Annotated in this window: 11 protein-coding genes and 1 pseudogene; 5 read left to right on the top strand and 7 right to left on the bottom strand. The window is 65.6% G+C overall.

Going from position 1 to position 9,635, the window contains the following annotated elements; genetic code table 11:
• Together RHBS_RS29785 and RHBS_RS18925 are read right to left on the bottom strand one after the other, a co-directional pair.
• Positions 1-219: pseudogene (locus RHBS_RS29785) on the bottom strand (gamma-glutamyltransferase); the annotation flags it as partial.
• A gap of 21 nt (positions 220-240) precedes the next feature.
• Positions 241-2,472, bottom strand: coding sequence for a bifunctional diguanylate cyclase/phosphodiesterase (locus tag RHBS_RS18925; protein WP_128646224.1), 2,232 nt, complete (start codon positions 2,470-2,472; stop codon positions 241-243).
• A gap of 197 nt (positions 2,473-2,669) precedes the next feature.
• On the opposite strand from RHBS_RS18925, the gene RHBS_RS18920 reads away from it, so the two are divergent.
• On the top strand, positions 2,670-3,380 hold the full coding sequence (locus RHBS_RS18920) for a Clp protease N-terminal domain-containing protein (protein ID WP_187298552.1): 711 nt from the start codon (positions 2,670-2,672) through the stop codon (positions 3,378-3,380).
• On the opposite strand, the gene RHBS_RS31875 is transcribed toward RHBS_RS18920, so the two are convergent.
• Positions 3,377-4,018 (bottom strand): MFS transporter, encoded by a 642-nt coding sequence (locus RHBS_RS31875; protein ID WP_374700631.1) that lies wholly within the window; start codon positions 4,016-4,018, stop codon positions 3,377-3,379. The genes RHBS_RS18920 and RHBS_RS31875 overlap by 4 nt on opposite strands.
• Entirely contained in the window at positions 3,904-4,608 is a 705-nt protein-coding gene (locus RHBS_RS31870; RefSeq protein WP_306303554.1) for an MFS transporter, read from the bottom strand. Before RHBS_RS31870 ends, RHBS_RS31875 begins: the two co-directional genes overlap by 115 nt.
• A 45-nt stretch (positions 4,609-4,653) precedes the next feature.
• Here RHBS_RS31870 and RHBS_RS18910 point away from each other — a divergent pair, with 45 nt between their 5' ends.
• Positions 4,654-5,094: a MarR family winged helix-turn-helix transcriptional regulator gene (locus tag RHBS_RS18910; protein WP_237669413.1), complete on the top strand. Its 441-nt coding sequence runs from the start codon at positions 4,654-4,656 to the stop codon at positions 5,092-5,094.
• On the opposite strand, the gene RHBS_RS18905 is transcribed toward RHBS_RS18910, so the two are convergent.
• Positions 5,077-6,054 (bottom strand): NAD(P)/FAD-dependent oxidoreductase, encoded by a 978-nt coding sequence (locus tag RHBS_RS18905; protein WP_128646223.1) that lies wholly within the window; start codon positions 6,052-6,054, stop codon positions 5,077-5,079. The genes RHBS_RS18910 and RHBS_RS18905 overlap by 18 nt on opposite strands.
• Before the next feature lie 240 nt (positions 6,055-6,294).
• On the opposite strand from RHBS_RS18905, the gene RHBS_RS18900 reads away from it, so the two are divergent.
• A complete protein-coding gene (locus tag RHBS_RS18900) occupies positions 6,295-6,537 on the top strand; it encodes a hypothetical protein (RefSeq protein WP_237669411.1) in 243 nt (80 codons plus the stop codon).
• Here RHBS_RS18900 and RHBS_RS29140 read toward each other — a convergent pair.
• Positions 6,534-6,701, bottom strand: a complete 168-nt coding sequence (locus tag RHBS_RS29140; protein ID WP_187298551.1) for a hypothetical protein — start codon at positions 6,699-6,701, stop codon at positions 6,534-6,536. The genes RHBS_RS18900 and RHBS_RS29140 overlap by 4 nt on opposite strands.
• A 346-nt stretch (positions 6,702-7,047) precedes the next feature.
• Here RHBS_RS29140 and RHBS_RS18895 point away from each other — a divergent pair, with 346 nt between their 5' ends.
• Positions 7,048-7,845, top strand: a complete 798-nt coding sequence (locus RHBS_RS18895; RefSeq protein ID WP_237669409.1) for an SGNH/GDSL hydrolase family protein — start codon at positions 7,048-7,050, stop codon at positions 7,843-7,845.
• Between the two features lie 61 nt (positions 7,846-7,906).
• Positions 7,907-8,548, top strand: a complete 642-nt coding sequence (locus RHBS_RS18890) for a LysE family translocator (RefSeq protein ID WP_128646222.1) — start codon at positions 7,907-7,909, stop codon at positions 8,546-8,548.
• On the opposite strand, the gene RHBS_RS18885 is transcribed toward RHBS_RS18890, so the two are convergent.
• Positions 8,478-9,635: amidase family protein (locus RHBS_RS18885; protein WP_272913879.1), on the bottom strand; the 1,158-nt coding region annotated here is incomplete at its 5' end. The two genes, RHBS_RS18890 and RHBS_RS18885, sit on opposite strands and share 71 nt — an antisense overlap.

Below are 9,635 nucleotides of genomic sequence, written 5' to 3'. Positions count from 1 at the left end.
CGATCGATACCCGGTCGCCACTTCGGGATTGGTGGAGATGTCGCCCGAACTCGCGCTCGGCGTCGCTCCTACCGGGGTGCCGCCACTGGCACCGAGGACACAGCTGTTCTCGGCCGCGGAGTCGGGATCGTTGCTTTCGCTGCTACTGCACGCGGCGAGCGGCACCAGCAGCAGGGCACATGCAAGGGCGGTCGAGCGGAGTGGGCGCGTTGCAGACACCGCCCGACGCTAACACCCGGCTCACTTGCCGGCACGGGTCTCGGCAGATTCGAGCAGCCAGTGTGCGACGGGCGCAGGTCTACCGAACAGAAAGCCCTGCGCGAAGCGGCATTCGAGAGCCTCGATGATCGCGGCCTGCTCCTCGGTCTCGACGCCCTCGGCCACCGTCGCCACCGGCAGCGCCGATGCCATGGCGACGATTGCGCGAATCAGCTGAGTGTCGGACTCCGAACTGCCGATCTCGTGAACGAAGGATTTGTCGATCTTGAGCAGTGCGATCGGCATCGCGCGCAGCCTGCTCAGCGAGGAATAGCCGATACCGAAGTCGTCGAGAACGATGAGCACACCCATCGCGGCGAGTCGATCGAGAACGCTTTTCGCCGTGCCCATGTCGTCGATCAGGACGCTCTCGGTGATCTCGAGTGCCAGATCCGCTCCGTCGAGGCCGTACGTGTCGAGCAGTCGCCCGACGATGACGGGCAACGAATCGTCTCGCAGTTGCATCGGCGACACGTTCACCGACATGGTGACGTTCTGCCCGTTGCAACGCAGTGTCACCAGATCGGAGATCGCGGTGCGCAGCACCCACTCGCCGATTTCCTTGATGAGATTGGTCGATTCGGCAATCGGGATGAACTCGTTGGGGGTACGCACACGCCCCTGCCAGTTCCAGCGCACGAGTGCCTCGTAGACGACGGTGGCGCGTGAGGCGGTCTCGATGATCGGCTGGTAGTACACCTCGAGTTCGCCGCGTCTGATCGCGCCGCGCAATGCGGTGGCGGTCTCGATCGCGGACGTCGCTCGCGCACGAAGGGACTCGTCGAAGAACGCGTAGCGCGCCGCGCCGAGAGACTTGGCGTGATACATCGCGGTGTCGGCCTCGCGGATGGCGTCGTGCAATCGGTCCGCGTCTGCGATCCCCACCGAGGCCGTGACGTATGCCGTTGCCGCGCTCAGGGGGAACGGTTCGTTCGTCCGATCGATGATGCGGCGTGCCAACGCTTCAGCTCCGCCGCGATCGCGGCGGGTCAGCACGACGAACTCGTCACCGGCGTACCGAACAACGGTGTCGGCGGCACCGACCGCGGCGCGGATGCGTCGCGCTGCGGCCACGATGAGTTCGTCCCCGACGCGGTGGCCGTACGAATCGTTGACCATCTTGAAGTTGTCGAGGTCGACGAACAGGACGCACGTGCGTCCCGGAGTCTGCGTGCGCTCGAGCCGGGTGAATTCCTCGTCGAGCATCGTGCGGTTGGGTAGGCCGGTCAACAGATCGTGAGCGGCCAGGTATTTCGCGTGCTCCTCGCCGACCTGCACTCGGGTCAGCGCGCGCTCGCCGCGCAGGAATGCGCCCACCAGGATCGACGCGAGCAACAGGGACCGAACGACCAGATCACCGGTGGACACGGCCGAACCCAGCAGCGGCACCGTGGCGCAGACGACCAGCAGCGTCACCACGAACACGACGCGGCGGCTGCTGTGCGCCGGGGCAGGAGTCTGCCGCTGCGAGACGGTGCGCATCGACGGATCGAGGGCGGCCATCGCCAGGGAGAGATACGCGAACAGGTAGATGCCGTCGAGCAATCCCGAGGACGGCGCGTCGTCGGTGGTGGCCGCGAAGGCGTACGAGACGTCGCCGACGAGTGTCGCGACGAGTGCGATCAGGGCCCACTGCAGCGCAGCGGTGCGGGGCTTGGACGAGAACAACAGGTAGGTGGTCAGGGTGATCAGTGCTGCGTCGATCGCCGGATAGAGCCCGTTGACCACCGTCGATGCCGACGAACGGGGCGATTCGAGGGCCGGGGAGATGAACAGCAACCACGACAGGAACAGGGTGCCGAGAAAGATCAGGCCGGCGTCGACCAGTGGAGTGATGTCGTCGATCGACTGCCGGTCTCGGATCCACCGCGAGAGTGCGTAACCGACGAGTGCGTACCCGGTCAGTGTGAACAGATCCGGCAGCAGCGGGAACGAATGATTCAGTGCGGTGGGATCACTGCGGAGCGAGACCCCGAACATGAACATCACCGAGGCACCGAACAACGCCCACCAGCATCGAGAGTCGTCGGGACGGTATCTATGGATCGCGGAGCTGATGGCCAGAACCGAACCGACGGCGACGGTGGCCAGGACACCGGCCCGCACTCCGGCATCGCCGAGAACGAAGACGGTGCTCGCGACGACGACCACTGCCACCAGACCGGCGGTCCGTTTGGTGTGCATGGCGAAGGGCGCAGCGACCTTCGTATTCATCGAAGGACCTACTTCCTTCTCGCTCGTGGCGTTCGCATGGCTGTTCGCGGCGCCTCATGGGTGAATATACGTCTTTGCGCAGTGCGTACGGGGCCGAAGTTCGACCTGGCGGGCGAAGAACTTCAACAGATGTTGCGACGGCACAGTGGCGTCAACCGAGGGTTGACGCATCTTCAACGTCAACCTAGAGTTGACGCATGACGCAACCACTGAAGATGACGAACCCCGTCCGGCTCGACGACCTCATCGACGCCATCGAGAAAGTGCACACCGATGCGCTCGATCAACTCTCGGGTGCGGTGATCGCGGCCGATGCCCTCGGCGAGGTCGCCGATCATCTGATCGGACATTTCGTCGATCGGGCTCGTCGTTCCGGGGCGTCCTGGACTGCCATCGGCGCATCCATGGGTGTCAGCAAGCAGGCGGTGCAGAAGCGCTTCGTCGCGAAAGGCGGCGACGATCCCGCCGATCTCGATGCCAGTCAGGGTTTCTCGCGCTTCACCCCGCGGGCGCGCAACGTGGTGGTCGGAGCGCAGAACGAGGCAAGGGCCACTGCCAACGACTGCATCACCACCGGGCATCTGGTTCTCGGTCTGCTCGGCGAACCCGAGGGATTCGCGGCGAAACTGCTTGGAGCTCAGGGCCTCACGCCCGATCGGATCCGTTCTGCGGTGACGGCGACGCTGCCGGAACCGGCCGACCCCGTGCCCGATCTCGTGCCGTTCGATGCCGGTGCCAAGAAGGTGCTGGAACTGACCTTCCGTGAGGCGCTTCGGTTGGGACACAACTACATCGGCACCGAGCACATTCTGCTGGCACTGCTGGAGAACGAGGACGCCACCCTCGGCTCGCTCGGTGTTGGCAAGGACGCCGTGGAAGAGGGGCTGGCGGCGGCTCTGGGTAGCTAGGCCTGCTTCTTCGCCACCAGGAACAGCATGCTCATCGACATCAGCGCTGCGAAAAACATCGCGATCACCATGGGGACGGCTGTGGCGTCGCCCCCCAGGCCGACCAGCGGGGAAATGACTGCGGCCAGACCGAACTGAAGGGCGCCGAGCACTGCCGATCCGGTGCCCGCCAGGGCCGGGACCTGCTCGACGGCCAGGGTCGTGGCATTCGCGAAGACGAATCCGAGGCTGGTGACGGTGGCGAAGAGCTGAATCAGCATGGGCCACAGCGTGATTCCCACGAAGGTGAGTACCGCCAACGCGCTGGTGGTGGCCATGACGGCGATGACGCCGCAGGCCAGCATGCGGTGCAGGCTCACGCGGTCGGAGAGCTTGGCCGTGACCGCGCTGCCCAGCATCAATCCACCGGCGTTCGCGGCGAACGCGGCAGAGTACTGACCGGCCGACAGGCCGAGCATGTTCTGCAGGACGAAGGGTGATGCGGAGATGTAGGCGAACATGACCGAGAAGCCGAAGGCGTAGCTCAGCGTGTAGCCAGGTAGCGGCGATTGCGGACGACGCTGCCGATGCCGTCGAGCATCTCGCGCAACCCGCCTGCGCGGCGGCTGTTCTGCGGCAGGGATTCCTGTACGAAGCACACGGCAGCGATCAGCATCAGCGCTGTGAGCGCCGAGATGATCCAGAAGACGCCGCGCCAACCGATGCTGTCGACCACTGCGCCGCCGACCAGCGGTGCGATCACCGGAGCGACGCCGCCGATGATCATCATCACGCCGAACAGTCTCGCTGCAGCGCTGCCCGATGCTCGGTCGGAGATGATGGCCCGCGCGAGCACCACGCCTGCCGCGCCCGCGAAGCCCTGGACGAAGCGGGCTCCGATGAGGAACTCGATGTTGGGGGCCAGTGCCGCAGCAATGCCCGCCACCAAGCAGACCGCCGAGCCGACGATGAGCGGACGGCGGCGGCCCCAGTTGTCGGACAGCGGTCCGATCACCAGCTGGCCCAGTGCGAGTCCGATCAGGAACGTCGTCAGAGTGAGCTGGATGTTGCTCGCCGACGTGCCGAGTTCGGTTGCCATCGCCGGAAATCCCGGTAGGTACATATCGGTGGCCAGGGGCGGAATGGCCGTGAGTAGTGCGAGGACGGCGATCAGCACGGTTCCCGGCGGCACGGTATCGCGCCGTTCCGGTGCTGCGGCCGCGTTCGGGGAGGTTTCGACGTGTGACATGAGAGCAAGATTAACATATAAATTTATATGTATTAGAATGGTGACGTGACCGACTCCGAAGAACTCTCCTCGGTGGTGCACGACCTCGGTTGGACCGTGCAACGCCTCGACCCCGTCGAATCCCTCGGCATCGATCGGTTGCCGATGCCGGAGTTGACCATCCTCAAAGAGATCGAGGACAACCCCGACATCAGCAACTCCGCAGTCGCGGACCGACTGCGGATGCAACCGAGTAACGTCAGCGCAGCCGTCCGCGTGCTCGTCGCCCGCGGACTCGTCGCCCGCACGCCGTCGCCCGCCGACAAACGCGTCGTGCAATTGCGCGTCACCGACTCGATGCTGACCGACCGGGACCTCATTCGTCAGGCGTGGTCCGGACGAATCATCGAGGCCATCGATGCGCTTCCCGCCCAGGACCGGGAGCGGTTGATGAGCGTCACCGCCGCACTCGGCGGTTTGGTCGACGAACTACGCAGGCTGCGTTGACTTCTCCCGCGCCACGGCAGAGCGGACCTCCTCCTCGATCAGGTCACCGTTGATCGCAGCGCCTGCCTTGACTCCGGCCGCGGACGCTGCCACCACGGTGTCCATCGGTGCGGACACGTTGCCTGCAACCCATACGCCGGGCACGGATGTGGCACCGACGGGATCGGCCTCGACGTAGGTGCCGAGAACATGGTCGTTCATGACCATCTCGGTCGTGCCGACCCCCAGCGACACCAGGATGTCTGCGCGGGAGGTGAAGTTGGGTCCTACGACTATCGCGTCGAGCCGAATCTGCGTGCCGCTCGCGAGTGTCACTCCGACGATGGCGTCGTTGTCGACATCGACCCGAACGATCTCCTCGTCGACGACCTCGATGCCACGTGCGGCGAGTCGCTCGGGCTCCGCAGCGGGCAGCTCCTGTGCCGTGTGCGCGAACACCGTGACGTGCTCGGTGAGCTGACGCCACATCTGTGCCTGGTGCCCGACCATGGCGCTGCCGATGATGCCGATCCTGCGATCGCGTACCTCCCAGCCGTGGCAGTACGGGCAGTGCAATACGTCGCGCCCCCACCGATCGGCGAGGCCGGGGATGTCGGGCAGGACGTCGGTGAGGCCGGTGGTGACCAGGAGGCGACGGCCGTGGACGACGGAACCGTCGGCGAGAGTCACCTCGAACCCGGTTTGTGTTCGATTCGCGGACGTTGCGATGCCCTCGACGATGCGTGCGCCGTAGTGCCGCGCCTCGTCTCGGCCGAGTCGAACCAGCTCGAGAGGCGACTCCCCGTCGCGGGTGAGGTAGTTGTGGGAGTGCGCTGCCGGAGCGTTGCGGGGATCGCCCGCGTCGATGATCGCGACGGATCGTCGGGAACGGCCGAGGGCCACGGCGGCGCTGAGTCCGGCGACTCCGCCGCCGACGATGATCGCGTCGACCGGAGTGTGTCGATCGGTGTCTGTAGTCATGTGGAGAGTGTCCGCCCGGCCACGAAGCTTGGCAAGAAAAATTGCCAGAACGGCAAATGGTGGAAGTGAAAAATACCTGTGGACGGGAAAAGGCGCTCAGAGCGGACCAATCGCCGAATTGTGATCGTGCCGACTGGCTTCGAGGCTGCCAGTGGTCGATGTAAGCGCGGATCTACCGCTTGAACAGGGCGTTCACTCGAGGTCTACTGGTCGGTAAGAATCGAGCCGGGGGGGGGGCATATGGGGCATTTCGAGATCGGCGAAACCGTGATCACGGTCCGCAACCTGGGTCACGTGCGATGGCGCAGCGGAATCCCCAAAGGAACCGTGGGAATCGTCGTCGGCGTCGACTGGCTCGGCGATGCTCGCGTGAACTTCACCGTAGACGAATCGATGCTCACTCGCGGCGAGACGGTGGAACACATCGTCGCCGACGGCGACGTCCGCACGCTGCGGGCCGCTCCCCGCCGTCTGATCGGTTAGTTGCTGTCGGTTCGCTCGTCGTCGGTCGCGGGACCGGTTTCGACCGCGCCGCCCTCACTCGACCAATCGTTGTCCTCCGCCGCTGCGGCCGGATCGGACGTCACATCCTCCTTGGCGTCAGGAGCAGGGTCGTCGTTCTTCTGGTCGTTGTTGTGGGTAGTCATGACTCGGGGGTACCCGCGCGGCACCGAAGCAATCGTCGGCCCCGCGCGGGTGAGCGTTCCGGCGGTCTCTACAGCCCGAAGGGCAGCGTTCCCGGTGCCAGCTCGAAGCCACTGCTGCCAGCGGAAATGGAGCCGAAGCCGCTGAGGATCTGGTTGATGAACGCGGTGATCATGTAATTCCTCTGTTCGATGCGATGGACTGTGTGTCCTGGACAACCCGGTCGAGGTTACCGGCAGCTGTAGCGTCGAAGCTGTGAGGAGCCAGGGAATTCTCGTCGGTCTTGCTGTCTCTGTCTGCGTACTGGCGGGCTGTTCGTCGGACTCTTCGGTATCGGAAGCGCCGGCTGTGTCGTCGGACGCGGCCGTTCCGCTGAATTACGTCGCGTTGGGTGACTCGGCGGCATCGGGTCCGCGGATCCCCGACCAGGTCGGCGCACCGGGATGCCAGCAGTCCGACGCCAACTATCCGCACGTTCTCGCAGAAGAACTCGCTGTCGCTTCGTTCGTCGACGTCACCTGCTCGGGTGCCGTCACCGAGAACATCGTCTCCACTCCGCAGGGCACATCCAGCGGCGAGGTGCCCGTGCAGCTCGACGCACTGACTCCGGAGACCGATCTGGTGACCGTCACGATCGGTGGTAACGACATCGGGTTGGTCTCGACGGCCGTGCAGTGCCTGACGTTCGCGGACACCTCGGCCACCAACGTCTGCAAGGACCGCCTCACCGCGGGCGGCGTCGACACCGTGGTCGCGGCCATCGCGGACAGCGCACCGAGCTGGGGAGCGATGCTCGACGCGGTGGCCGAACGTGCGCCCGACGCGCGGATTCTGGTGGTCGGATACGGCACCTATCTGCCGGACGGCGGCTGCTTCCCCACCCAGCCGATGCTGCCCGAGGACGCCGACTACATCCAGGGCAGCATCACCGCCATGAACGAGGCCCTACGGATGCAGGCGAACGAGCACGGCGCCGAGTTCGTCGACACGGAGCCGTTGAGTGTCGGCCACGATGTGTGTGTCGCTGCCGATCAGCGGTACTTCGAGGGGGTCGTCCCGCAGAATCCTGCGGCACCCCTGCATCCGACGGCGGCCGGGATGGCGGCGATCGCCGACGGGGTGGCCACTGTCGTGCGTGCCGGATAGAGACCACGAAACCGAAACTGGCTCTTCTCGTGCGGGTCGGTCGGCGTGAAGTGTTGACCGCATGGTGTCGTATTCCGCAGTCCTCGGGGTGTTCGCAGTGGCTCTCGCGTTGGTTCTGACGCCGGGGCCGAACATGATCTACCTTGTCTCGCGCAGCATTTCGCAGGGCCGACGGGCGGGACTGGTGTCGCTGGCCGGAGTCGCGCTCGGCTTCCTGGTCTATCTCACGGCCACCAATCTCGGCCTGGCAGCGGTGTTCACCGCCGTGCCAGCGCTGTACACGGCGGTCAAGCTCGCCGGTGCGGCCTACCTCGCCTGGTTGGCGGTGCAGGCCCTGCGCGGTACGGTGTCGGCCTTCGAACCGACCGAGCTGCAACAGGATTCGACTGGGCGCCTGTTCACGATGGGCTTGGTGACCAACCTGCTGAATCCGAAGATCGCGATCATGTACATCTCGGTCATCCCGCAGTTCGTCGATCCTGCGGCCGGACACCTTCTGCTGCAGGGATTCACGCTCGGCGGCGTACAGATCGCTGTGGCCGTGGCGGTCAACCTGGCGATCGTGGTGCTCGCCGGATCGATCGCGCAGTTCCTCGCCGTTCGCCCCACGTGGCTGAGGGTGCAGCGCTACGTCATGGGCACGGTGCTCGGACTGCTCGCCGTACGCGTGGCGACCGACGGAGGCAAACCGGTCCCGGCGTGAGCCTGTATGCGCGCCAGCCACCGAATTCGGTGATGTCGGTTCCGGCCTCGGCCGCGTCATGCGCGCAGCAAAATCCGGTGACCCAGCGGCCGTCGGACAGCTCGACCGGGCCCAGACCCATCGGCGTGGGCAATCCAGCGAGGAAGGTTCCGAGTGCGGCAGCGGACATGCGATAGAGCTCTCCGGAGATGGGAGCGCCGTCGCCGGCTCGCCGCACCAGACCGGGCTTGGGCGGGGTGGTGTGCAGATCCACCAGCCGGTAGTCCGCCGTGGTCGTCACCTCGCCGCTGAACCGTGCACCGCGATCGGTCAACTGGTGATGCACCGGAAAACCGCGCAGATGCGCACCGACGGCCAATACCTCGAACCCGTCGTCGATCAACGACGGTGACGCGACGCCGCTCAACTGTGCAGCGAGGTCGATCGCGATCTGATCCTCGAATGCAGGCACCACGACCATGACCCCGAACGGAGCATCGTCAGGCGTCGGGGCTCCGGGAACGGCCACCGCAGCCATGTCGAGGAGGTTGCAGAAGTTGGTGAACGTGCCGAGGCGTCGATTGATGCCGACCGGATCCGACTGCACCGCAGCAATACTCGGATGTTCGGTGGTGGTGGGCAACAGCAGACCGTCGACACCGTTCAGCAGTTCGCGGGCCGCAGTCCGTGCCCTGGCGAGAGCGTCGAGGTCGTCGACGTACCGGTGCGCGGACGGCTCGGCAGCCGATCGGACGATCGCGGACACCGTGGGATCGGCACCGGCAGGCGTGGTGTCGAGAAACTCCCCGACGGCCGAATAGCGCTGCGCCACGATCGCTCCGTCGTACAGCAGTGTTGCCGCGTCGAGCAGCGTCGAGATGTCGACCTCGGCGTGGGAAATGCCCTTGTCGGCCAGGCCGGCAACCGTCTCCTCGAATGCCCGACGGTACGCCGGGCTCAACGACGTCAGATCCTCGCCTCGGGGGACGGCGACGCGGGGCTGCGGGGATGCGGCGAGCCGTACGTCGGCCGGCCAGGCCCGGCTGCGTGGATCGGTGGCGGTGGGCCCGGTCATCACTTTCATTGCCGCAGTGGCACTGTCGAGATC

It is taken from the genome of Rhodococcus sp. BS-15, from assembly GCF_000813105.1.
Lineage (GTDB): Bacteria > Actinomycetota > Actinomycetes > Mycobacteriales > Mycobacteriaceae > Rhodococcoides.
Note: the sequence above shows the minus strand (reverse complement) of the source record. Positions and strands in the feature narration are given on the sequence as shown.

What these genes read in the sequence shown, in the direction of transcription:
- RHBS_RS18925 (WP_128646224.1), bottom strand. Translation starts at nt 2,472, where the DNA reads ATGAATACGAAGGTCGCTGCGCCCTTCGCCATGCACACCAAACGGACC.
- RHBS_RS18920 (WP_187298552.1), top strand. Translation starts at nt 2,670, where the DNA reads ATGACGCAACCACTGAAGATGACGAACCCCGTCCGGCTCGACGACCTC.
- RHBS_RS18890 (WP_128646222.1), top strand. Translation starts at nt 7,907, where the DNA reads ATGGTGTCGTATTCCGCAGTCCTCGGGGTGTTCGCAGTGGCTCTCGCG.
- RHBS_RS18905 (WP_128646223.1), bottom strand. Translation starts at nt 6,054, where the DNA reads ATGACTACAGACACCGATCGACACACTCCGGTCGACGCGATCATCGTC.
- RHBS_RS18900 (WP_237669411.1), top strand. Translation starts at nt 6,295, where the DNA reads ATGGGGCATTTCGAGATCGGCGAAACCGTGATCACGGTCCGCAACCTG.
- RHBS_RS29140 (WP_187298551.1), bottom strand. Translation starts at nt 6,701, where the DNA reads ATGACTACCCACAACAACGACCAGAAGAACGACGACCCTGCTCCTGAC.
- RHBS_RS31870 (WP_306303554.1), bottom strand. Translation starts at nt 4,608, where the DNA reads ATGTCACACGTCGAAACCTCCCCGAACGCGGCCGCAGCACCGGAACGG.